Here is a 22,518-nt window from a genome sequence, read left to right on the forward strand (position 1 = left end):
GGTCAAGGGGGCAGGTACTGGACGGCGACAAATGACCGGTTTAGGTCTCTTGTGGTAATCGGGTCATGGAGGACGCAATGACAGATGTTCAGGGAAAAACAGTGATGATCACGGGCGCAAGCCGTGGCATCGGGGAAAGCGCCGCGCGCATCTTTGCCGAAGCGGGGGCGAATGTCGTCTTGGTTGCGCGCGGCGCGACGGATATCGAACGCATTGCGGGCGAGATCGGGGACAAGGCGCTGGCCGTGACCTGTGATGTGGCGGATTACCAAGCTTTTGAAGCGGCCGTGGCCAAGGCGATTGCCGCATTCGGGTCGGTAGACGTCCTTATCAACAACGCGGGCGTGATCGAGCCGATCTCGCACCTTTCGACCTCTGATCCCGAAGGCTGGGGCAAGGTGATCGATATCAACCTCAAAGGTGTCTATCACGGAATGCGCGCCGTGCAGCCCTTGATGGAAGCGGCCGGTGGCGGCACCATTCTGACCATTTCCTCGGGTGCCGCACACGGCCCCGTCGAGGCATGGAGCCACTATTGTGCTTCAAAAGCTGCGGTCAACATGCTGACCCGCTGTGTCGACAAGGAAGCGCGCGACAAGGGCATTCGGGCAATCGGCCTGTCACCGGGCACCGTCGCGACCGAGATGCAGCGCGAAATCAAAGCGTCGGGTGTCAACCCAGTCAGCCAGCTGGAGTGGTCCGATCACATTCCGCCGGAATGGCCTGCCAAATGTCTATTGTGGATGTGCGGCCCCGAGGGCGATGACTGGCTGGGCGATGAGATTTCTCTGCGCGATGAAAACATCCGCAAGGCAGTGGGGCTGGTATGATTGAACTGACCAAAGAAGAAAACGGGCTGTGGATTGCGACGATCAACCGTCCGGACAAGGCCAATTCCCTGACACATGCGATGCTGTCCGAACTGGCAGACATTGCCGAGGCCGCGCAAGAGGCGCGGGTGCTGATCCTAACAGGCAAGGGCAAGGTGTTTTCCGCAGGTGCGGATCTGGAGGAGGCCCGCGCCGGTCTTGCCACTTCCGATGTGTGGGAACGTCTTTCGGGCAACATCGCCCGTCTGCCCGGTTTGTCGATCGCAGCCCTCAACGGCACCCTCGCCGGTGGTGCCATGGGCATGGCTCTGGCTTGTGACCTGCGCCTTTCGGTGCCCACGGCCAAGTTCTTTTATCCGGTGATGAAGCTCGGGTTCCTGCCGCAGCCATCCGATCCGCATCGCATGGCCGAACTGGTTGGGCCCAGCCGGGCAAAGCTGATCCTGATGGGTGGGCAGAAGATACTCGCGGACGAGGCGCTTCAATTTGGCCTGGTTGATCGTCTGGTCGATGCCGACAACCTTCTGGAAACCGCCCGCGAGATTGCCGCGGATACGCTGGCTGCCAAGCCCGAGATCGCCAAGGGCATCAAGGCGATGTGCACCTGACGGCATACCTCCAAGCGGGGCCGCGTCACCTGCGACGGCGCGGTCCCGGTGTTTTTGAGTGATAGGTGGGCGGACGTTTGGCCACCCATTTGAGGAATTTTTCCAACCTTGGATGCGCACGCAGCGCCTCGATCGTGTGATATGCGCGTGCAAGCTCCGCCTCGGTCAGAGTGGCGTGAATCTCATTGTGGCAGATCTGGTGCAACAAAACCGTTGGCCCACCTTTGCCCCCCTTCAGTTTGGGGATGAGGTGGTGCTGGCTTTGCTTTGCCTCGGGCGGGATCGGCCTTTGGCACAAGGGGCAGATCGGGTCTGACACAGGGTTTCTCTTGAGTCCGGTGTGGCTGTCGGGCAAGAGGATGGCGTGAGGTTTCAGTTTATCAAGGGGTCATGGTGTGGACACGGATGAGATTATTGGTCAAGGGGCCGTCTATTTCGAGCAGGCATGGACCTTTGCCAAGGGGTGGCTGCTAAGCCCCGCCGCTTGGACCCAGTTCGCGTTGCTGGTCGTGGCCTATCTTGCCGCGCTGTTGGTGACGCGTAAGGTGCTGCCTGTCGTCGAGAAGTTGCTGACCCCGCCAGAAGAGCAAGACAGCTATATCGCGCGCGCGCGCCGGTTTGTTCTGGTCTTTACCCCCTTGGTGTTGCCTCTGCTGGCTTATGCCTTCACCGGCATCGGTGAAAGCGTGACGCGTTCGCTGTTTGGCTCGGGTGAGGTGATCGCGTTCGGCAAGCGCGTTTTCATGTTCCTTGCAGCGCGTATTCTCGTGCGTGACGTGATTTCTGATCCATTGATGAAGGTGCTTGGAAAGTACCTTCTGGTGCCCATTGCCGCCCTGTATGCCATCGGCCTTTTGGACGAGGTGATGCTCAAGCTCGACGAAACGGTGGTGCCGCTGGGCAACCTGTCGTTCTCGCTTTTGTTCCTGATCCGATTTGTCATTGTCGGGGGGGCGATCTTTTGGCTGGGGCGGTGGTCCAACGAACAGTCGTCTTCCTTCATCAAGAACCAGCAAGAGATGCGCCCGGCCATGCGCGAGCTGGTCGCCAAGACAGCCGAGATCGCAATTTTTGGTGTCGCGTTCCTGTTGCTCATGAACATCATGGGCATTTCCCTGACCTCGCTTGCTGTTCTGACCGGTGCCATCGGCGTCGGGCTCGGGTTCGGGCTTCAGAAAATCGCCTCGAACTTCATTTCTGGCATCATCCTGCTGCTCGAAGGGCAGGCTACGGTGGGCGATTATGTCGAACTGGACGGAGGCGAGGCTGGCACGATCGTCAAGATGACGGCGCGCGCCGCCATTTTGGAAACCTATGACGGCAAATGGATCGTTGTGCCGAACGAGGATTTTATCACCACGCGGGTGGTGAACTATTCCGACAGCGGGTCTGCGAACCGGTACGAAGCCCCCTTTTCGGTGAGCTATGACACGGACATCAACAAGGTGCCCGCCATCATCGAAAAGGCCGTGGGGGATCTGGATTTCGTCTTGTCAGGCGGCGAGCATGGCGAGTTGAACCCCGATTGCGAGCTGCGCGCCTTTGGTGACAGTGGGGTGGATTTTGCCGTGGAGTTCTGGGTCAACGGAATTGACGATGGCAAGAACAAGTTCACGCCACGGGTTCTGTTTGCGATCTGGAACGCGTTGAAAGACAACGATATCGAGATTCCCTATCCGCGCCGCGTGGTCGAACTGCGCGATACTCGGGATCAGGGCACCGCATGACACAAGCCCTTGTCATTGGGGCGGGGCCTGCTGGCTTGATGGCGGCAGACAGGATGTCTGCGGCAGGCCTTGATGTCACCGTGACCGAGGCCAAGCCCTCGGTCGGGCGCAAGTTCCTGATGGCGGGCAAGTCGGGACTCAACCTGACAAAGGATGAACCGTTTCCTCAGTTTCTGGCGCAGTACGAAGAGGCCGCCTCATTTCTGCAGCCGATGCTGCAAGCCTTTGGTCCGCGCGATGTTGTAACGTGGGCGGAAAGTCTTGGGCAGGACACCTTTACAGGAAGTTCCGGGCGGGTGTTCCCCAAGGCGATGAAAGCCTCGCCGCTCTTGCGGGCCTGGATGCAGAACCTTGATGAGCAGGGTGTCAAGGTTCGTACCCGCTGGCGCTGGGTTGGTGGCATAGAAGGTTATGATTTTGACACGCCCGAGGGGCGTCAAACTTTGCACCCTGATGTATGTGTTCTTGCCTGTGGAGGTGCCAGCTGGGCGCGGCTTGGGTCTGACGGGGCTTGGGCCGATTGGCTGCCCGTCAGGACCGCGCGTTTTCAGCCCGCCAATATGGGGTTTGAGGTCGATTGGTCCCCGCATATGGCCCCGCATTTCGGAACGCCGGTCAAGTCGGTGGCCTTGATCGCGGGAGGACAGCGCGTGCGGGGAGAGTTTGTTCTATCCGCGCGCGGCATTGAGGGCGGCGGCATCTACGCGGTGTCGCGGCGCCTGCGAGAAGGGGCGACGCTTTACCTTGATCTGTTCCCCGACCTTGCCGACGATGCCCTGCGCAAACGGCTTGCCAGGCCGCGCGGCAAGACCAGCATGTCCGGTTACCTGCGGAAAGCGTTGAAGCTGGACCTGGTCAAACAGGCGCTGTTGATGGAATTTGCCCGGCCCTTGCCCGAGGATTTGTTTCCCGTGCTGCGGGCCTTGCCAATCCGGATCAAGGGTCCTCGCCCGATGGATGAGGCCATTTCCACGGCGGGCGGTATCCGCTTGGACGAGTTGGATGACGGCTTGATGCTGCGCGCGCGCCCCGGCATTTTCGCAGCCGGAGAAATGCTGGATTGGGAGGCCCCCACCGGTGGCTATCTTCTGACGTCCTGTCTTGCGACCGGGCGCTGGGCAGGGGATGCCGCTGTGCGGTACGTGAAGGGTCAGGGTAAATAAAAAGCCGGACATGACATCCGACTTTTGTGTTCTGGGACTTTCAGGGCTTACTTGTAACCCTGTCCTTTGTATTTTGTGACGAGGGCCTTGAAATTGTCACTGCCGCCTTCAGTCTGTTCCACCGTTTTCCATTTGCCGCCCTTGGCTTTGGCTTGCACCGTGCAGCCAGCCGATTTGCACCCGATCCGCAATTTGTTTCCGGCGGCGTCTTTCATGCCGGTATTTCCTGCCATCGCCGGGGTGGCCATCAGGGCAATCGCTATTAGGCCGAGCATCGCAAAATGTTTCATCGTTATCTCCTTGGTAAAAAGCTGATCCAATGAGATCACGAAACTACGCGGTTTATGCTAAGTCAATTCTTATCAACCGGTGGTCAGTTTCTGGAAGGCGTCGCGGCTACGGCAGCGTTTGATATAGGCTTTGAAATCCTCGTTGTCGCTCGGGAATTTGGCGCCGCGCGCCCACCCCCCGCAATGGGTCAGGATGATATCCGGTACGGTAAAGGTTTCGCCCATCAAGTAGGGACCTTTGCAGCGCGCCATCAGGCTCTCGATGTTGCGGGCGTACTCCCATTTTGAAGGCGTGCGGATCTCGGGGATCCGGTGTTCCTCGGGCAGGATAAAGTTGTGGCGGGTCGCTATCCACAGGATCGAGTCGATCTCGTCCAGGACGCAATGGGTCAAAGCATCTTGATGGGCGCGGTCGACGGTACCAGCGGGAAAGGTCAGTTCGCCGTGTTTGTCGGCGAGATAGGTCATGATCGCGGTCGAATCGGTGATGGTCGCATCGCCGTCTTTCAGGATCGGGATCTTTCCGGTCGGGTTCGCGGCCTTGGCCTCGGCGGCGTGGGGGCCTGCCTTGATCAATTTATAGGGTTGGCCCAGTTCTTCGAGCAACCACATCACGCGAAAGGCACGGCTGGTCGGGCTTCCGATAAGTTCATACATTGTTTTTCTCCCTCTTCCTTGGTGCTCAGCGTTGCAGAGGTCACCCGAACGGGCAACCCATTCGGGAGTAAACGACGTTGGGTCAGTTTGGCAGAGTTTAAGGGGTCAGCGACGCGACAGCATTGCAAGCCGCAGGAACATCCGTTCGACGAGCGCCATGGCCGGGGCAGTTTGACCAGCTGACCGCAATTGCAGGTCGGTGTCGGTCAGGATGGTTAGCGCCTGCTCCAGTTTTGCCGCACCCCAGCCTTGCGCCTGGCGCAGCATCCGGTCGCGACGGGGGCCAAAGATCGGGGGGCGCATCCGTGCTATACCTGCCGAGGCCCCGCTGGGATCTGAGGCTGCCGTGTAAAGCGCGCGAAAATGGCGCGTCGCCCCGATGCAAAGCGTGACGGGGGCAATGCCCTGTGACTGCAATTTGCGCAGCACAGGCCCTAGTTCCGGCGCGCGTCCCTCGGCAACGATGTTCAACACGTCGTCCAGTGCCGCCTCGGTCGAGGTGGGCGCGCAGTTCAGGATATCTGTTGAAGACACCGGCGCAGGGTCGCTCAGTTTATAGAGCGACAATTTTTCAAGGGTCTGGCGAAAATCACCGGGGTCAAGCTCACGGGCCAGGTTGGACAGGTCGGTCATCGCGTCCCTTTCAACCTCTTTCAGGCCAGACTTCGCCAGTTCCGCCTCGATTTCGTCGCGCGTCGGCGGGTCGTTATAGATTCCGACCGCATAGGCATTGGCGTGCCCCTCAAACGCCTTGCGGATTTTTGACGACGCTTTGAGCTGCCCCGCCGTGACGATGATCTGGGCGTCGCCGGGGGCCCAGTCTTCAAGCGCGGTCAAAATCGCGCCCGCCGCATTGTCATTGGCATCTTCGACAAAGGCGACACGCGGGCCTGGAAAAAAGCTGATTTCCTTGATGGCATCCCCAAGCAGTGATGGTTCCTTGCGCAATTGGGCGGAGGGAATGCGTGACAGGCGCATCTCTTCTTCGCCCTGCGGGCCGATCAGCGCGGCAATCACCTCTTGCCGCTTGAGTGATACACGCATCGTGTCAGGGCCATAGATCAAAAGCCCTGTCCGGTCCGGCTCGGGTTTGGAAAAATAGCGGCTGGCGTCGCGTGCGCTCAGTTTCATAGGGGGTTCTTTGCCGCATAGGCTAGAAGCTGGGCCATGATCTGGTCGGTCAGGATGACGCTGAGACGTTCATAGGCGTCTTCTTCCGCTGCGAGGGTGTCCACGGTGGTGCCCGTGGTGGAATAGCCCGTGAAATTTTCGACCTTGCCGCTGGTCAGCACTTCCTTGGTTTCAAGGTCACGCAGGGCATAGGTGGTTGTGGCCAGAATATCATAGCGCGAGGTGATGCCGCTCACGGATTTCGCAATGCTGTTTTGCTGGAATTTTAAAGAGATGCTCAAACCGTATTTGCCGGTATCGGTCCGGCCGAGCCTGTCCTCCAACTCGCGCACGACGAGATAGGACACGTTGTCGGTTGGATCGTCGACAACCGTCTGCCCCAGTAGGCCCGAAGCGGTGCCATTGGTTCCGTAGGTGGGCGAAAAGCCACAGCCGGCCAGCACAAGGCTGGCCGCGCCAAGTATCAGAAAAGCTCTGCGATCAGATGACGACATTCACGATCCGCCCGGGGACGACGATCAGTTTCTTGGGCTGGGCCCCATCCAGCGCACGGGTGACAGCTTCGTGTGCTAGAACAAGTTTTTCAACCTCTTCCTTGGCCATATCCTTGGGCACGCTGATTTCCGCGCGACGTTTGCCGTTGATCTGGATCGGCAGGGTCACGTTGGCCTCGATCAGCATGGCATCATCCGCCACCGGCCAGGGAGCGTTGATCACCAGACCTTTGCCGCCCAGCATCGACCAGATTTCCTCGGACAGGTGCGGCGTCATCGGCGACATCAACTGGGCCAGCGTGCGCGCGGCTTCGTGTTTGGCGGCGCTGCCGGCCTTGGATTTGGCAAGCGTGTTGGTGAAGGCATAAAGCTTTGCAATCGAGGCGTTGAAGCCAAAGGATTCCACACCCAGCGTCACGTCACGGATCGCCTTGTGCATTTCGCGCAGCAACTCTTCATCCGCGGCTTGCGGTGCCTCATTGGACCCTGCGATGTCCGACGCGATGCGATGCACGCGGGCCAGATGTTTGGCCGCGGCTTCGGCACCGGACGCAGTCCATTCGACATCGCGCTCGGGCGGAGAATCAGACAACACGAACCAGCGCGCGGTGTCGGCGCCATAGCTGCTGATGATGTTCAGCGGGTCGACGACGTTGTTCTTGGACTTCGACATCTTGGCCGAGGGGATGACCTCGACCTTTTCGCCCGTTTCCTTGACGAACACGCCACCGTCACGTTCTTCGACCTCGGCGGGATAGTGATAGATCGCGCGGCCGTTTTCATCGGTGCGTTCCGCGTTCTTGTAGATTGCGTGGGTCACCATCCCTTGGGTGAATAGCGCATCAAAGGGTTCTTTGCTCTTTTCGGGCAGGTGGCCGCAGATGTGCATGGCGCGGGCGAAGAAGCGGGAATACAGCAGGTGCAGAATCGCGTGTTCGATGCCGCCTATGTATTGGTCGACGTTCATCCAGTATTCAGCTTCGGCCATGTCCGTGGGCGTTCCAGCGCGTGGCGCGGTGAAACGTGCAAAGTACCACGACGAATCTACAAACGTGTCCATCGTATCGGTCTCGCGCTGTGCAGGGGCGCCACATTTCGGGCAGCTACAATCGCGCCAGGTCGGGTGCCGGTCCAGCGGGTTGCCGGGCACGGAAAAGTCGATGGGTTTGCCGGCCTCGTCATACGGCAGTTCGACGGGCAGGTTCTCTTTCTTCTCAGGCACCACTCCGCACGTGTCGCAATGCACAACCGGGATCGGACAGCCCCAATAGCGTTGACGGGACAAACCCCAATCGCGCAGACGGTACTTGGTCACGCCTTCGCCCCAGCCCTGCGCCTCGGCAAAATCGACGGTCGCGTTGATCGCCTCTTCGCCCGTGGCCTCGTCGAGACCTGCGAAATGGTTCACCCATTTCACCTTTTCGGTTTTCGGCGGCACAAAGGCTACGTTCTCGACCGGCTTGGGATCTTCGAGAGAGAAGAACGTGTCGATCACCGGCAGGTCATACTTGCGGCAGAAATCGAGGTCGCGCTGGTCGTGGGCGGGGCAGGCGAAAATGGCACCGGTGCCGTAATCCATCAGGATAAAGTTCGCGATCCACACCGGCAGTTCCCAGTTCGGGTCCAGCGGGTGTTTGACCTTGATCCCAGTGTCAAACCCCAGCTTGGGTGCGGTCTCAATGGCCTCTTCCGTGGTGCCACCCTTGCGGCACTCGGCAACAAAATCTGCGACCTTGGGGTTTTCGGCCTCGAGCTGTTTGGCAATTGGATGGTCTGGCGAAATGCCGACAAACGATGCCCCGTTGAGCGTGTCCGGACGAGTCGTGTAAACGACAATCGGCTCTTCCCCGTCGGTGCGCTCAAACCCGAATTGCAACCCGCGCGACTTGCCGATCCAATTCTCTTGCATCAAGCGCACCTTGGCGGGCCAGTTGTCCAGCGTATCCAGCGCCGAAAGCAGTTCCTCGGACATGTCGGAGATTTTAAAGAACCACTGTGTAAGCTCACGGCGCTCGACATCCGCGCCAGAACGCCAGCCTTTGCCGTCAATCACCTGTTCGTTCGCCAGAACGGTCATATCGACCGGATCCCAGTTCACGACCGCGTTCTTGCGATAGACAAGACCCTTTTCCAGCATGTCGAGGAACAGCGCCTGTTGCTGCCCGTAATACTCCACGTCGCAGGTGGCAAACATGCGCGACCAGTCAAGCGACAGGCCAAGCGGTTTCATCTGTTCGACCATCGTGTCGATGTTGGAGTAGGTCCAGTCCTTCGGGTGTCCGCCCGAGGCCATCGCCGCGTTTTCGGCGGGCATCCCGAAGGCGTCAAACCCCATCGGGTGCAGAACATTGTGTCCGGTCGACATTTTGTAGCGTGCGATCACGTCGCCCATCGTGTAGTTGCGCACATGACCCATATGCAGCTTGCCCGACGGATAGGGGAACATCTCAAGCACGTAATATTTGGGCTTGGATTCATCCCGGACAGCCTTGAAAGTTTCGTTTTCAGTCCAGGCTTCTTGCCATTTGGTTTCGATTTCGGCGGCAGAATAGCGCGACATCCGTGGTCACCTTTCCTTGGTCTTCAGGCAATGCAGCAGTTTCACGGGTGATATGCGCCAGAATGCTTGCGGTCTAGGGGCAGGGGGCGTCAAAATGCAAAAAGAAGCCCTATAATCGCCGCGGACTTGATCTATGAAGATAAAAGCCAAGTATTTGAAAGACGACTGATGAACATTCTTTTCATTCACCAGAATTTTCCCGGGCAGTTTAAGCATCTCGCGCCTGCCCTGGCCAAACGCGGGCACAAGGCGGTTGCGCTGACCCTGCGCGTCAAAGAGCCGACAACCTGGAACGGGGTCCGTGTTCTGCCTTATGCGGTCAAGCGCAAACCTTCCCAGGGGCTGCATCCGTGGTTGGTGGATTTCGAGTCCAAACTGCTGCGGGGCGAATCCTGCTATATGGCCGCGCGTCAGCTGAAATCTGCAGGGTTTACCCCTGATGTGATTGTTGCTCATCCCGGCTGGGGTGAATCCATGTTCCTCAAGGATTTGTGGCCAACCGCGCGTATCGGACTGTTTTACGAGTTGTATTATGATGGCGCCAAAGGAGATGTCGGGTTCGATCCCGAGTTTCCCGTGCAGTCGCCCGAAACGGAATCCATGCGGTTACGGCTCAAGAATATCAACAACTTCCTGCATCTCGAGGTCGGCGATCTCGGCATCAGCCCGACTGAATTTCAGGCCAATACCTTCCCGCCTGAGTTTCGCAAGAGGATCAGCGTGATCCATGACGGGATCGACACCAAGGCCGTGACACCCAACCCTGATGTGACATTCGCGCTTGAAGGCGGGCCCACGCTAAGCCGTCAGGATGAAGTCATTACCTTCGTGAACCGCAACCTCGAACCCTATCGCGGATATCATGTGTTCATGCGGGCCCTGCCGGACCTTTTGAAAGAGCGCCCCAATGCGCAAGTACTGATCGTGGGTGGCGACGAGGTCAGTTATGGATCGCGTCCCCCGCAAGGGCAGACATGGAAACAGATATTCATTGACGAGGTGCGGGGCCGCATCCCGACACCCAGCTGGGAACGTGTTCATTTTCTGGGGCGAATTCCCTATGACCGTTTCCTCGCGCTGCTTCAGATCAGCAAGGCGCATGTATACCTGACCTATCCTTTTGTTCTCAGCTGGTCGTTGATAGAGGCGATGAGCGCAGGTGCACCGATTATCGCCAGCGACACCGCCCCACTGCACGAGGCCATCGTGCACGAAAAAACGGGGCTACTGTTTCCATTCTTTGACGGGCAGGCCTTGGTTGAAAACGTGACGAAAGTCCTGGATGACCCGGTGTTTGCCGCCGAGCTTGGGCAGGCTGCCCGGGCCCTCGCGGTCGAGAAATATGATCTCGAAACGGTCTGCCTTCCACAACAACTGGCATGGATTGACCGTCTCGCGGGTATGGAGGCGGGTGGGTTTACCTACTGACAATATGTCCGACGCAACAAAAAAGGGCGCCTGCGTGGCGCCCTCGTCATTCGATCGAAGGTTGCGATTAAAGCTTGCCGTCGGCAATCCGCAACTGGCGCGCACGTGTCAGGATCGCATCCTCAACCGCCTTGACAGTGCCGGGCGACACGGCTGACCCGCCGCTTGTTTGCATGGCCACGTGCAGCGACCGGGCATCAAGGGCGGGGTCACGAATATACACTGTGGCGCGATACGACCGTCCGCCACCGGGCGGGCGACCATACCCGGTGACGATCACGCCAGAAAACGGATCGACCGTTTGAATGGGAAGGAAATCAAGGACTTCCAATGATGCCGCCCACAGGTATTTGTTGACCCGCACGGTGACATCTGAATTGTCTGAGCCGAAAAGATCCCAGACAGTTGTGCCCTTGGCTCCTGTGATCTGGTCGCTTTCTACGGGGTTACCGACATCGTCGCGGTCTAGATAGGCATCCGCACCCGCGCTGGCGCCGGTCGCATTCCGATTGCCACAGGACGCAAGCGCCATCAACGCGGCGCATACTGCCAGAGTTCCAAAGACACGGTTCTGCTTCATGGTTCTTGCCCAGATCTTTGCTTTGTTACCGTCCTATCCAACAGAGCGTACATCGGCAAGGGAATAAAGCGTCATGGGACCCGTGTCAGAGGCGCACACGGGACAAGGGTAAAGATACCACTTGAACAGGCTTGGCGTTTCCCCTCGGAAATTCACTTATGAAATTGTAAGCCTTCATCCCAGACATAAATCCCGCTGCCCTTACCATCTTGAACGGTCACGCGACGGTGCAAAAATGGAAATGCGGTACAGAAGTGTTGTTACAAACCGGTGAGGGAAAGCGGCCTTTTCCATAGTTTTGTGACACTCGGGTCCGAGAATCTGCTGATTTCCGTTGCGAGTCCCCAAAAGCGCAGATGCGCGGAAAACTGCCGAAAACACCTGAAAATCCGTGCTTTTGTAACTGTCTTCGGGCTTGTGCGAGGGGGCGGGTCCGCAAACTGTGGCATAGCTGCACCATATCCTGCCGGTTTGCAGATCGATGCTATCCCCGTGCTTGCAAAGGACCCCCTAAAAGAGCGACAGACTACGCATACCCATTCCGGATGGACCGGTTTGGGCGCATGAATTGGAAATCCGAGGGAAAAACTATGAAAAAAGTTCTCTTCGCTACGACTGCTCTGGTTGCAACCGCTGGTGTTGCCGCAGCAGACGTCACCTTCGGCGGCTACGGCCGCTTCGGTCTGTACCACGACGACTCCGCAGCTAACGAAACCATCATCGAAAGCCGCTTCCGTCTGGTCGTAACCGCAACCGCAGAGTCGGACAACGGCCTGTCGTTCGGTGCTCAGATCCGTTACCAAGCCAACGAAAACACCACCAACGCGTTCAACACTCCGCGTTTCTGGGTTTCGACCGGCCCGTTCACCGTTTCGGTTGGTCAAACCCTGGGTGCGATCGAAAACATGCCGAACATGTACACCGGCTCGATCGGTCTGACCGGCCTGACCTACTCGAACGTTGTTTATAACTTCGGCGCCGACGCTTACACCTCGGGTGCAGCTGGTCGTCAGGGTCTGGACGTCATCTATGCTTCGGGCAACTGGGGCGTACACCTGACCTACTCGCCTGACCAAACCACTCAAAACTCGTCGTCGACCTCGACCAACGAGCGTCTGGCTGGTCACGTTTCGTACACCATGGGCAACTACACCTTTGCTCTGGGTGCACAAACTTCGGACGTCGTAACCGACACCGACCTGGCAGTCACCATCGGCGGCACCTGGGGCAACCTGTCGGCAGCTCTGATGTATGCTGACAACGGCGCAGCTGACGACAAGTACGGCATCGGCTTCAACTACCAAGTTGGCGCAGCTACCTTCATCCGTGGCTACATCAACACCGACAACGCAGCCAACGCTTACTCGACCTCGGGTGAGAACTACGGTATCGGCTTCCAGCACCGTCTGGGCGGCGGCACCTTCATCGAAGGTGGTATCGCGAACGTACGTAACGGCGCAGCAGCCGCTACCAGCGACCGCACCGTTGCTGACCTGGGTCTGCGCTTCTCGTTCTAATTTAGAACCAGAACCAACCTATAGAGGGCAGGTCTTCGGACCTGCCCTTTTCTTTTGTGCGGGGATGGTGTTCTGTGCGTCCGAACGATGTGACGAAGGAGCCTGAACATGTCGCTTGCCGAGATTTCCGCACGTATCCAGAAAGCCGAAGACGCGGCCGGTCGGGCGCGGGGATCAACCGAGTTGATCGCGGTCTCCAAAGTGCAGCCGAACGAACGGGTCGAGGCCGTTCTGAACGAAGGTCATCGGCTTTTCGGGGAAAACAAGGTGCAGGAAGCGGCTGGAAAATGGCCGGATTTCCGGGATCGATTTGAAAGTGTCCAAGTGCATCTGATCGGCCCCCTTCAAACCAACAAGGCGCGGCAGGCGATGCAGTTGTTCGAGGCGATCCATTCTGTCGATCGGCCCAAGTTGGCCAACACTTTGGCACGGCTTACGCAGGAACTGGGCCATTGCCCGGATTTGTTCATCCAGGTCAACACGGGCGAAGAACCACAAAAAGCGGGGGTGCTGCCAGCCGACGCGGATGGATTCATCAAGGATTGTCGCGACCTTGACCTGCCTGTGGTCGGGCTCATGTGTATTCCGCCAGTCGAGGAGGAACCCTCTTTGCATTTTGCCCTTCTCGCAAAAATTGCCAAGCGCAACGGACTTGAGGGCCTGTCGATGGGGATGAGCAGCGATTTTGAAAGAGCCGTGGCGCTTGGGGCGACCCATGTCCGGGTGGGCTCGGCCATCTTTGGTGCCCGCGATTACGGTTAAACCTAAGGTACGATGACCCGCGTTCCCGGCACGGCGCGTGATGCAATCCAAAGCAAGTGATCGCGGCGAAAGGCGATGCAACCCTCGGTCGGAAAGCCCTGCCGTCGGTATTGGTGCAGAAAAATCGCTGATCCGGCACCGGGTCGGGAGTCCGGCCAGTTCCAGTTGGTCAAAAGGACAAGATCATACAGAGGATCTGCCCGTCGCAACCGTTCATGGCTATGCGGGTAGGGCGCGCGCACCCATTGATTATAGGCCGTGTCATCTGCCGCATCTGACCAAAGATCGCCGTTACGGATTGGAATGGCCCATGGTGCAGGGCGTGGCATTCGGTCTGGCCGAAAGAGTAATCCGACAATCTGGTGACTGCCGCGTGGGGTGGCGCCATCACCTTCCTGTTTGTCCGATCGGATACCGCCCCGCCCGATTGTGCAGGGAAAAATCCGCCCCATAAACCTTAACCCCGTCGGGGTCAAAACCATGTCTGCGGGGCTCAAAGCAGGTGCCCCGATTTGTTGGCCTTGGTTGCGAGGTAAGCCGCGTTGTGGGCATTTTCGCCGACCTTCAGGGGAACACGCTCGGCCACATCAATGCCGTTGCTCTGCATCATGTCGATCTTGCGCGGATTGTTCGTGAGCAGGCGTACGGACGAGAACCCCATTTCTTTCAGGATGTTGGAGCCGATTCGAAAATCTCGTTCGTCATCTTCAAAGCCAAGGCGGTGATTGGCCTCGACCGTATCGAACCCCTGATCCTGAAGCGAATAGGCGCGCATCTTGTTGGCAAGTCCGATCCCGCGCCCCTCTTGGTTCAGGTACAATAGAATGCCTTCTCCTTCGGCCCCCATCTGCGCCAGCGCCCCGTGAAGTTGCGGGCCGCAATCGCATTTCAGACTGCCCAGAACATCGCCTGTGAAACAGGCCGAATGCAGCCGCGCCAGAACGGGCTCGTCACGGGGTGGGCGACCGATTTCGACAGCAAAGTGCTCTTCCCCGCCATCCTCGGGACGGAAGATATGCAAACGGCCAACCTCGGCAGCTTCCATGGGCAGCCGGGCATTAACGACGGACGACAAAGGACTGCTAGCGTTCAAGTGCGGGGCTGCGAGGTCGGCGGGGATTACGGTCAACCCGTTCTGCAAGGCAAAATGCGCGGCATCCGAGAGCGGTAAGACAATGGTTGCGGGCAGCAAGCGGGCGGATTTCGCAATCCGGATTGCGGCACGGTGCAGCGCAGCGTCGCCGTCGCGCTGGGACTGAAGGGGGCCCTTCATGGGCACGTTCAAGTCGTCCGACGGGTCTGCAATCCCCTTGACCCAGGAAAGAGGCGTGTCATTGGGGATGAGAATGCGCGCGATGTCGCCATCATAGGCGCGCGCCTTGAGCGTTTCGGCCCGTCGCGCTGTCAGCACTAACACTGCGCCCCGACCCAATGCCCGAATATCCCCCAACCTTTCGACGTTAAGCGTTTCGACAGCAAACACCAGCAAGGCGTCGTTTTTTCCGGTCAGGATAATCGGAACACCCATACGCATGTCCGACCGGGCACGGGCAAGGCGTTCTAGGATATCGGGTGCAAAGCTCATTCCGGGCCCGTTACAGTGTTACATCGCATCAACGACCGTCTAGTCCTTTTTTGCAGCAATGTGAAACAATTGCCACGCGATTTACACGAGCCTGTGAAAGAATTGCAGCATACCTTGCCGAGCACGTGATGACGCGCCACATCCCCTAAAACGACACGAAACAGGAGGGCCCCATGGCGCAGCTCAAGAAAATCTTGCTGGTAGATGACGATGAAGACCTGCGCGAGGCTTTGTCCGAACAATTGCTGATGACCGAAGACTTTGATGTCTTTGAAGCAGGAAACGGCGCTGAGGCCATGACGAAAGCCAAGGAGGGTCTGTATGACCTGATGGTGCTGGATGTCGGATTGCCCGATACGGACGGGCGCGAATTGTGCCGCCTTCTGCGCAAGCAGGGCGTGAAGTGTCCGATCATCATGCTGACCGGGCATGATACGGATGCGGATACCATTCTGGGGCTGGATGCAGGCGCGAATGATTACGTCACCAAGCCCTTCAAATTCCCCGTTCTTCTGGCCCGTTTGCGTGCGCAACTGCGCCAGCACGAACAATCCGAAGATGCGGTGTTCCAGCTTGGGCCGTACACTTTCAAGCCTTCGATGAAGATGCTGATCACTGAGGATGACCGAAAAATCCGTTTGACCGAGAAGGAAACAAATATCCTGAAATTCCTGTATCGGTCCGCTGATGGCGTCGTCGCGCGTGACGTTCTGTTGCACGAGGTCTGGGGATACAATGCCGGCGTCACAACGCATACTTTGGAAACGCACATCTATCGTTTGCGCCAGAAGATCGAGCCAGACCCCTCGAACGCGCGGCTCTTGATCACCGAATCCGGCGGTTACCGTCTGGTGGCGTAGGGTCGCAACAATTACGCAATAGTCTTGTGACACATGTTAAGAACTGTTGATTTGGATCAAAGAGGCATGTCAGCGGCACCTTTATGATCTTTTCAATTCTTCCCGCGCATGTCCGGGTTATGATATGCACCTCCCTGTTGGACTGGACCCGGACTTGTTCCGGGTCTTTTTTTTGTCTGGCCTAGAGTTGCGCGCTGGGTCTGGCTTTGCAGGCCTCGTACCAGCGTTTGAGATTCGGGTGCGTATCTTCTACGCGGATCTTCACAACGCGGGCAAAGTCGACAAAGACAAACGCCGTGATGTCCGCGAGGGAAAACTGATCCGCCGCTAGAAACTCGCGATCCGCAAGATGCGCGTTCAGCTTGTCAAAAAACAAATGGATGCGTGTTATCCCCCGCGCTGCGAGTTCCGGGATTTGTTCAAAATTCTCGGGACCAGGCAGAGCGCGCCCCTTCATATGCGGGTTCCCGTTGCGCAGGGCCTCGGCGACAGCCATGCCCAGTTGACTCTCTGTAGTGGCAGTCCATCCCAGAATGGCGCCCTTTTCATCCGGTGTGGTGCCCATCAACGGCGGCTCGGGAAAAGCTGCTTCGAGATAAGCCGCGATGCCAATGTTTTCGTTCAGCATCTGGCCGCTCTCGGTGATGAGCACCGGAATCGTAGCCCCGGGATTGACGGCCAGAAACTCGGGTGACAGCTGTTCGCCCTTGATCATGGAAACTTCACGCGTTTCGATTTCCAGCCCTTTCTCTGCAATGAACATACGTGCCCGCCGGGGGCTGGGGGCGGTACTGCAGTCGTAAAAAATCATGGTGTCTCTCTCCCTTGGCTGACCCAAGTGTTGGCTGTTGCCACCGGTTTGTCGAGAGTGCCGTGGCGTTGTCTGGATGCGGATAGTATTCCGCAGTGAAAATGCCGGTTTGGCAATGGCATCACCCGTTGCGAGTGGTTAGGGTGGCGTCGAACTGACAATGGAGCGCCCGCATGTCCTTTACGCTTGCTACCTGGAACATCAATTCAGTCCGCCTGCGCGAACCCATCGTGCTCAAGCTTCTGGAAGAAGAAGCGCCGGATGTGCTGTGCCTGCAGGAATGCAAAAGCCCGGTGGACAAGATCCCGACAGAAGGGTTTGCGCAGCTCGGATACACCCACATGGTGGCACGCGGTCAAAAGGGGTATAACGGCGTGGCGATCCTGTCGAAAATCCCGTTGGTCGAGGCGGGTGACAAGGATTTCGCCGGTTTGGGCCATGCCCGCCATATCGCCGGCACGCTGGAAAACGGGGTGACGATCCACAACTTCTATGTGCCAGCCGGTGGCGACAAACCCGACCGCGAGATCAACGAGAAGTTTGGCCAGAAGCTCGACTACCTCACCGAGATGCGCGACTGGTTCCACGCAGAAAAACCGGAAAAGTCGATCCTTGTCGGAGACCTGAACATCGCGCCGCGCGAGGATGACGTCTGGAGTCATAAACAGTTGCTCAAGGTGGTCAGCCACACCCCTATCGAGGTCGAACATCTTACCGAGACACAGGATGCCGGAGGATGGGTTGACATCACGCGTCAGGATATTCCCGAGGGTCAGCTTTACAGCTGGTGGTCGTACCGCGCGCGCGACTGGGATGCGGCAGACAAAGGGCGGCGGCTAGATCATGTCTGGGCGACGCCCGATATCTCGAATGCCGGTCACAACAGTCGTATCCTGCGCGCGGCGCGGGGGTGGGAAAAGCCCTCGGATCATGCACCGGTTTTCGCAACCTTTGATCTTTGATTTTGCGGGCCGAACCCTCATATAGAGCGCAACATATTTTTCGAGGACACGAAGATGCTGGAACTTGGACAAGGCAACGCAACCCCGGCAGGGGATCTGATCAAGGACGTCTCCGAGGCGACTTTCATGACCGATGTTGTCGAGGCATCGCAAACGGTGCCGGTCATAGTTGATTTCTGGGCGCCGTGGTGCGGCCCATGTAAAACGCTTGGTCCTGCGCTTGAGGCGGCTGTTGCCGCAGCAGGTGGCGCCGTGAAGATGGCTAAGGTCAATGTGGATGAAAACCAGATGATCGCCGGTCAAATGCGTGTGCAGTCGATCCCGACCGTCTATGCCTTCTGGCAGGGGCAACCGATTGATGGCTTCCAGGGCGCCGTGCCTCCCAGCGAAATTGATGCCTTTGTCAAACGCGTGATCGAGGCTTCGGGCGGGCAGACCGATGGGGGTTTGGAAGAGGCCGTCGCCGCAGCAGAGGAAATGCTGGCGGCCGGTGACGCGCAAAGCGCGGGCGAAACCTTTGCGGCAATTCTGGAACAGGATCAGACCATGGCCGCCGCCTTTGGCGGGCTGGTGCGGGCAAACATCGCTATGGGGGCGCTGGATCAGGCCGAGGCCATTCTTGGCCAGACCCCAGATGCCATGAAAGATGCGCCCGAAGTAGACGCAGCGCGTGCTCAACTGGAATTGGCGCGTCAGGCCGAGAACGCCGGACCTGTTGCCGAGTTGCGAGCCACGGTAGATACGAACCCTGATGACCATCAGGCGCGACTGGATCTGGCGCAAGCATTGCATGCAGCGGGCGATGCGGAGGGCGCGGTCGCGGAACTTCTCGAACTTTTCCGCCGGGATCGCGAGTGGAATGAAGGCGCTGCAAAGGCGCAGCTTTTCACGATCTTCGAAGCCTTGCCCGCGAACGATCCCGTGGTGTTGAACGGTCGCCGCAAACTGAGCTCGATGATATTTGCCTGAGGCCGGTTCCGCGCTAGAGTTGGTGTATGTTTAAAGCTGCTGATCTGCCGGACACGCTGCCCGTGTTTCCCCTTGGTGGCGCGCTGGTTTTGCCGCGCTCCCGCCTGCCACTGCATATATTCGAACCGCGTTATCTCACGATGTTGGATGACGCGCTCAAAACGCCCGGACGCCTGATTGGTATGATCCAGCCGAACGAAGTGCCTGGGCGTGAAGGCACGGGGCTGCAGATGATTGGCTGCGCGGGACGGATTACGCAGTTTTCCGAGACCGAAGATCACCGCTACCTGGTCACGTTGACCGGGGTGTCACGTTTCCGCGTGGTGCAAGAACTGGAAGGGTTCCAACCCTACCGGCGGTGCGAGGTGAACTGGGACGGTTTCGCGCGCGATCTGGGCCCGGTTGAAAAAGACAGCGCATTCAACCGGTCCGCCTTCATGGATTTGCTGTCACGCTATTTTTCCGCTTTGGACCTGTCGACCGATTGGGAGACGCTAAAGGATACCGGCGACGAATTGCTGATCAACTCGCTATCCATGCTTCTGGATTTCGCCCAAGAGGACAAGCAGGCGCTGCTTGAGGCGCCGTCGCTGGCCACTCGTCGCGAAACCCTGATCACCCTGATTGAATTTGCGCTGCGCGGCGGCGCCGGAGAGGATGTGTTGCAATGACCGAAACACAACAGGTATTTGACCGCCGGATGCTCGAGGCGCTGATCTGCCCGCAGACGCGGACGACCCTGCGCTATGATGCTGAAAATCAGGAATTGATCTCAGAGGCCGCCAAGCTCGCCTTTCCGATCCGGGACGGTATCCCCGTCATGTTGATCGACGAAGCGCGCGAGCTCGCCTGAGGCGCCTCAGCGCATCAGGCGCGGCAGTTCGCCGTTCAGCCCTGCCGCTTCGCGCATGAAGCCGCGCCGCAGGGCGGGCGAGGCGTTGACCAAACTCATGCCGATATCGCGCCCCAAACGCAGTAGCGGATTGTCATTTGAAAACAGCTTGTTGGTAATGTCTGTCGCGGCAATCAGGGTGTGCGTGTCGAAGCGGCGCCATTCCTGATACCGTTCCAGAACGTTGATGGTGGCAAAGTCTTCGCCCCTCTGTTTGGCCTCTGACAAGATCTGCACAAGTGCGGCCACGTCCCGTAACCCGGCGTTCAACCCCTGACCGGCAATCGGATGCATCCCGTGTGCTGCATCGCCCACCAATGCCACGTGATCGGCCACAAAGTCGTTCGCGACTGTCAGGTTCAAAGGATAGGTGAAACGCGCCCCGGCAAGTTCGATCTTGCCAAGGAAATCCCCGAAACGGGGGCGCAGGACCGCCATGTAGTCTTCGTCAGACAGGGCCTGGATCGCGGCGGCGTTTTCGTCGGTTTCGCTCCAGACGATGGACGACATGTTGCCGGGCAGCGGCAGGATCGCAAGCGGCCCCGGCGGCATGAAGAACTGGTGCGCCACGCCATTATGCGGTTTTTCATGGGAAATGGCGCAAACAAGGGCGGTCTGACCATAGTCCCAGCCTGTCCGTTTGATCCCGGCGCGTAGCGCAACGCCGCTTTGGCGACCATCGCAGCCAACCAGCAACCGCGCCTGCAGTGTCTTCCCCGAGGCCAGCGATACAGCCACACCCGTTGCGTCGACACTCTGGTCAACCACACTGTCTTCCGAGATCTGGGAAATTCGGCTTTCTTTGGTCAACGCATCCATGAACGCGCGGTAGAGGAACCGGTCCTCTAGCATGAAGCCCATTGGCCCTTCTTCGATTTCGTTATGGTCAAAATGAAGAAAGAACGGGGCCGGGCCTTCGCCCGCGCGGCCATCGGTGACCTTAATGTCCATCATCGGCTGCGCGTTTGCAGCAACCGAAGGCCACACGCCTATCGCTGATAACAACCTTTTGGAAGCCAGCGCGAGGGCATAGCCGCGCCCGTCGAAATTGTCGTCGGCCCGCGCCATTGTGGGACGGTTGTCGACGATGGTCACGTCAAAGCCGGCTTGGGCCAGTCCAAGGGCCAGGGCGGGTCCGTTCAGCCCGCCGCCCGCGATCAGAATATCGGTGTCAAACTGCATGCCCTCAATATGCGTGGCGAAACGGGATTGTCCATGAGTCGCAAGGCCGCTACCGTTCATTAAAGAGATATTTCTTCGGGGGAATGCGCATGTTTGACTGGCTCGGGAAAAGCGCCGCAGAACTGGGGCGGGGGATTGCAGAAGGTGCGATTGATCCCGTGGCGCTGACGCAGGCTTTTCTCGGGGCGATCGACAGCCATGATGCGCGCGACCGGATTTATTCGGTCGTGACTCATGACCGGGCCTTGGCCGAGGCAGAGGCCGCCGCCGAGCGCGCAAGGGCCGGCCATCGTCTGTCCCTTCTGGACGGCGTGCCGATCAGTTGGAAAGACCTGTTCGACAGTGCAGGTGTGGCGACTGAAGCGGGATCGCAACTGCTGGCAGGGCGGGTGCCTCAAACAGATGCCGAGGTGTTGCGCAATGCCACGGCGATGGGGCTTGTCTGTTTGGGCAAAACCCACATGTCCGAGCTGGCCTTTTCGGGCTTGGGCCTGAACCCGATGACAGCCACACCGCCCTGTATCAATGACCCCAAGGCCGTGCCGGGCGGGTCGTCCTCGGGCGCGGCGGCGTCTGTGGCCTTTGGGTTGGCTGCTGCCGGTATGGGATCTGACACGGGCGGATCGGTGCGCATCCCGTCAGCATGGAACGACCTTGTCGGCCTCAAAACCACAGAGGGGCGAGTTTCGTCCAAGGGGGTTGTGCCCCTGTGCGAAAAGTTCGACACGGTCGGTCCCTTGTGCCGCACGGTGGAAGATACTGCCCTGTTTCTTGCCGTTCTCGAAGGACGGGCGCATTCGGACCTGCGTGGCGCACGCTTGCAAGGCAAACGGTTTGCGGTTCTGGAAACGGCAGCGTTCGACGATATCCGCGAAGCCCCTCTTGCCGGTTTCACTGGTGCTGTAGAGCGGTTGCGCGACCTTGGTGCAGAAATCGAGAGCATTTCCGCCCCCGAGGTGGAAGAGGCGCTGGCCCTGTCCGGACCTCTGTTCACGGCCGAGGCTTATGGCCTTTGGCGGGATGTGATCGAGGCCCATCCCGACCGCATGTTCGACCAGATTCTGGAACGTTTCCGGATCGGCGCCTCGTTTGACGGCCCAACCTATGTGGGGGCCTGGAAGAAGCTTGAACAGTTGCGTGCGACCTGGCACGCGCGTGTGAAAGGGTATGACTTGGTCTTGTTGCCGACCTCACCAATCCTGCCCCCTGACGCCGAGCGGCTGATGACGGATCAGGATTACTATATCACTGAAAACCTGCTGGCCTTGCGCAACACCCGGATCGGGAATCTTATGGGGTTGTGTGCCATGTCTTTGCCGACCGGGGTGCCCAGTTGCGGGTTGATGATGCTGGGCGCGCCAATGCAGGAAGAACGTTTGTTGCGGACGGCCGCCGCGGTCGAGGCCGCGTTGCATGTCTGAGAACGGCCCGCACCGGGCCGGTGTTGACGCAAAGACACAACAAACGGAAAGGGCGGCATTTTTCTGGACGAAACCGGAAGGCTTCGGTA

General features: G+C 58.6%; 24 protein-coding genes. 13 read left to right on the top strand and 11 right to left on the bottom strand.

Features of this window, described 5'->3' with window-relative positions:
- Nucleotides 1-77 precede the first annotated feature (77 nt).
- Both WNE31_RS02430 and WNE31_RS02435 read left to right on the top strand, forming a co-directional pair.
- Nucleotides 78-830 (top strand): SDR family oxidoreductase, encoded by a 753-nt coding sequence (locus WNE31_RS02430; protein ID WP_349978021.1) that lies wholly within the window; start codon nucleotides 78-80, stop codon nucleotides 828-830.
- Nucleotides 827-1,438 carry an enoyl-CoA hydratase/isomerase family protein gene (locus WNE31_RS02435; RefSeq protein ID WP_349978023.1) on the top strand — a complete coding sequence of 204 codons (612 nt, stop codon included), beginning with the start codon at nucleotides 827-829 and terminating at the stop codon, nucleotides 1,436-1,438. The genes WNE31_RS02430 and WNE31_RS02435 overlap by 4 nt, the downstream gene beginning before the upstream one ends.
- A 25-nt stretch (nucleotides 1,439-1,463) precedes the next feature.
- On the opposite strand, the gene WNE31_RS02440 is transcribed toward WNE31_RS02435, so the two are convergent.
- Nucleotides 1,464-1,757 (bottom strand): HNH endonuclease, encoded by a 294-nt coding sequence (locus WNE31_RS02440; RefSeq protein WP_349978025.1) that lies wholly within the window; start codon nucleotides 1,755-1,757, stop codon nucleotides 1,464-1,466.
- A gap of 76 nt (nucleotides 1,758-1,833) precedes the next feature.
- Here WNE31_RS02440 and WNE31_RS02445 point away from each other — a divergent pair, with 76 nt between their 5' ends.
- Together WNE31_RS02445 and WNE31_RS02450 are read left to right on the top strand one after the other, a co-directional pair.
- The gene (locus WNE31_RS02445) at nucleotides 1,834-3,165 is read left to right on the top strand and encodes a mechanosensitive ion channel family protein (RefSeq protein WP_349978026.1); all 1,332 of its coding nucleotides are present in this window, start codon (nucleotides 1,834-1,836) and stop codon (nucleotides 3,163-3,165) included.
- Entirely contained in the window at nucleotides 3,162-4,328 is a 1,167-nt protein-coding gene (locus tag WNE31_RS02450; protein ID WP_349978028.1) for a TIGR03862 family flavoprotein, read from the top strand. Before WNE31_RS02445 ends, WNE31_RS02450 begins: the two co-directional genes overlap by 4 nt.
- Nucleotides 4,329-4,375: 47 nt before the next feature.
- Here WNE31_RS02450 and WNE31_RS02455 read toward each other — a convergent pair whose 3' ends face one another.
- From WNE31_RS02455 to leuS, 5 genes are all read right to left on the bottom strand, one after another.
- Nucleotides 4,376-4,618: a hypothetical protein gene (locus WNE31_RS02455; RefSeq protein WP_349978029.1), complete on the bottom strand. Its 243-nt coding sequence runs from the start codon at nucleotides 4,616-4,618 to the stop codon at nucleotides 4,376-4,378.
- A 72-nt stretch (nucleotides 4,619-4,690) separates the two neighbouring features.
- Nucleotides 4,691-5,275 carry a glutathione S-transferase family protein gene (locus tag WNE31_RS02460; protein WP_349978031.1) on the bottom strand — a complete coding sequence of 195 codons (585 nt, stop codon included), beginning with the start codon at nucleotides 5,273-5,275 and terminating at the stop codon, nucleotides 4,691-4,693.
- A 105-nt stretch (nucleotides 5,276-5,380) separates the two neighbouring features.
- A complete protein-coding gene (gene holA / locus WNE31_RS02465) occupies nucleotides 5,381-6,406 on the bottom strand; it encodes a DNA polymerase III subunit delta (RefSeq protein WP_349978033.1) in 1,026 nt (341 codons plus the stop codon).
- Entirely contained in the window at nucleotides 6,403-6,900 is a 498-nt protein-coding gene (gene lptE / locus WNE31_RS02470; protein WP_349978035.1) for an LPS assembly lipoprotein LptE, read from the bottom strand. Before lptE ends, holA begins: the two co-directional genes overlap by 4 nt.
- On the bottom strand, nucleotides 6,887-9,460 hold the full coding sequence (gene leuS / locus WNE31_RS02475; RefSeq protein WP_349978036.1) for a leucine--tRNA ligase: 2,574 nt from the start codon (nucleotides 9,458-9,460) through the stop codon (nucleotides 6,887-6,889). Before leuS ends, lptE begins: the two co-directional genes overlap by 14 nt.
- A gap of 168 nt (nucleotides 9,461-9,628) precedes the next feature.
- Here leuS and WNE31_RS02480 point away from each other — a divergent pair, with 168 nt between their 5' ends.
- The gene (locus WNE31_RS02480) at nucleotides 9,629-10,888 is read left to right on the top strand and encodes a glycosyltransferase family 4 protein (RefSeq protein ID WP_349978038.1); all 1,260 of its coding nucleotides are present in this window, start codon (nucleotides 9,629-9,631) and stop codon (nucleotides 10,886-10,888) included.
- 67 nt (nucleotides 10,889-10,955) lie between these two features.
- On the opposite strand, the gene WNE31_RS02485 is transcribed toward WNE31_RS02480, so the two are convergent.
- Nucleotides 10,956-11,468: a DUF3576 domain-containing protein gene (locus WNE31_RS02485; protein WP_349978039.1), complete on the bottom strand. Its 513-nt coding sequence runs from the start codon at nucleotides 11,466-11,468 to the stop codon at nucleotides 10,956-10,958.
- A 590-nt stretch (nucleotides 11,469-12,058) separates the two neighbouring features.
- On the opposite strand from WNE31_RS02485, the gene WNE31_RS02490 reads away from it, so the two are divergent.
- Together WNE31_RS02490 and WNE31_RS02495 are read left to right on the top strand one after the other, a co-directional pair.
- Nucleotides 12,059-12,985, top strand: a complete 927-nt coding sequence (locus WNE31_RS02490; protein WP_349978040.1) for a porin — start codon at nucleotides 12,059-12,061, stop codon at nucleotides 12,983-12,985.
- 108 nt (nucleotides 12,986-13,093) lie between these two features.
- Nucleotides 13,094-13,747 carry a YggS family pyridoxal phosphate-dependent enzyme gene (locus tag WNE31_RS02495; RefSeq protein WP_349978042.1) on the top strand — a complete coding sequence of 218 codons (654 nt, stop codon included), beginning with the start codon at nucleotides 13,094-13,096 and terminating at the stop codon, nucleotides 13,745-13,747.
- 2 nt (nucleotides 13,748-13,749) lie between these two features.
- On the opposite strand, the gene WNE31_RS02500 is transcribed toward WNE31_RS02495, so the two are convergent.
- Nucleotides 13,750-14,244: a L,D-transpeptidase family protein gene (locus WNE31_RS02500; RefSeq protein ID WP_349978043.1), complete on the bottom strand. Its 495-nt coding sequence runs from the start codon at nucleotides 14,242-14,244 to the stop codon at nucleotides 13,750-13,752.
- Nucleotides 14,241-15,332, bottom strand: a complete 1,092-nt coding sequence (gene ribA / locus WNE31_RS02505) for a GTP cyclohydrolase II (RefSeq protein ID WP_349978045.1) — start codon at nucleotides 15,330-15,332, stop codon at nucleotides 14,241-14,243. The genes WNE31_RS02500 and ribA overlap by 4 nt, the downstream gene beginning before the upstream one ends.
- Before the next feature lie 173 nt (nucleotides 15,333-15,505).
- Here ribA and WNE31_RS02510 point away from each other — a divergent pair, with 173 nt between their 5' ends.
- A complete protein-coding gene (locus tag WNE31_RS02510; protein ID WP_349978047.1) occupies nucleotides 15,506-16,192 on the top strand; it encodes a response regulator transcription factor in 687 nt (228 codons plus the stop codon).
- Between the two features lie 181 nt (nucleotides 16,193-16,373).
- Here WNE31_RS02510 and WNE31_RS02515 read toward each other — a convergent pair whose 3' ends face one another.
- Nucleotides 16,374-17,003, bottom strand: coding sequence for a glutathione S-transferase family protein (locus WNE31_RS02515; protein ID WP_349978048.1), 630 nt, complete (start codon nucleotides 17,001-17,003; stop codon nucleotides 16,374-16,376).
- 173 nt (nucleotides 17,004-17,176) lie between these two features.
- On the opposite strand from WNE31_RS02515, the gene WNE31_RS02520 reads away from it, so the two are divergent.
- Genes WNE31_RS02520 through WNE31_RS02535 form a run of 4 tightly spaced genes read left to right on the top strand, consistent with a single transcriptional unit; the run spans nucleotide 17,177 to nucleotide 19,787 of the window.
- Nucleotides 17,177-17,965 carry an exodeoxyribonuclease III gene (locus tag WNE31_RS02520; RefSeq protein WP_349978050.1) on the top strand — a complete coding sequence of 263 codons (789 nt, stop codon included), beginning with the start codon at nucleotides 17,177-17,179 and terminating at the stop codon, nucleotides 17,963-17,965.
- A 54-nt stretch (nucleotides 17,966-18,019) separates the two neighbouring features.
- The gene (locus WNE31_RS02525) at nucleotides 18,020-18,934 is read left to right on the top strand and encodes a co-chaperone YbbN (RefSeq protein WP_349978051.1); all 915 of its coding nucleotides are present in this window, start codon (nucleotides 18,020-18,022) and stop codon (nucleotides 18,932-18,934) included.
- A 26-nt stretch (nucleotides 18,935-18,960) separates the two neighbouring features.
- Entirely contained in the window at nucleotides 18,961-19,605 is a 645-nt protein-coding gene (locus WNE31_RS02530; protein WP_349978052.1) for an LON peptidase substrate-binding domain-containing protein, read from the top strand.
- Nucleotides 19,602-19,787, top strand: a complete 186-nt coding sequence (locus WNE31_RS02535; protein WP_349978053.1) for a Trm112 family protein — start codon at nucleotides 19,602-19,604, stop codon at nucleotides 19,785-19,787. Before WNE31_RS02530 ends, WNE31_RS02535 begins: the two co-directional genes overlap by 4 nt.
- Nucleotides 19,788-19,793: 6 nt before the next feature.
- Here the strand turns inward: WNE31_RS02535 and WNE31_RS02540 are convergent, their stop codons facing one another.
- Nucleotides 19,794-21,008: a UbiH/UbiF/VisC/COQ6 family ubiquinone biosynthesis hydroxylase gene (locus WNE31_RS02540; protein WP_349978249.1), complete on the bottom strand. Its 1,215-nt coding sequence runs from the start codon at nucleotides 21,006-21,008 to the stop codon at nucleotides 19,794-19,796.
- Nucleotides 21,009-21,097: 89 nt separating this feature from the next.
- Between WNE31_RS02540 and WNE31_RS02545 the strand changes: the two genes are divergently transcribed.
- Nucleotides 21,098-22,429 (top strand): amidase, encoded by a 1,332-nt coding sequence (locus WNE31_RS02545; RefSeq protein ID WP_349978055.1) that lies wholly within the window; start codon nucleotides 21,098-21,100, stop codon nucleotides 22,427-22,429.
- Nucleotides 22,430-22,518 lie beyond the last annotated feature (89 nt).

It is taken from the genome of Shimia fortis (assembly GCF_040225985.1).
In the GTDB taxonomy this organism is placed as follows: domain Bacteria; phylum Pseudomonadota; class Alphaproteobacteria; order Rhodobacterales; family Rhodobacteraceae; genus Shimia.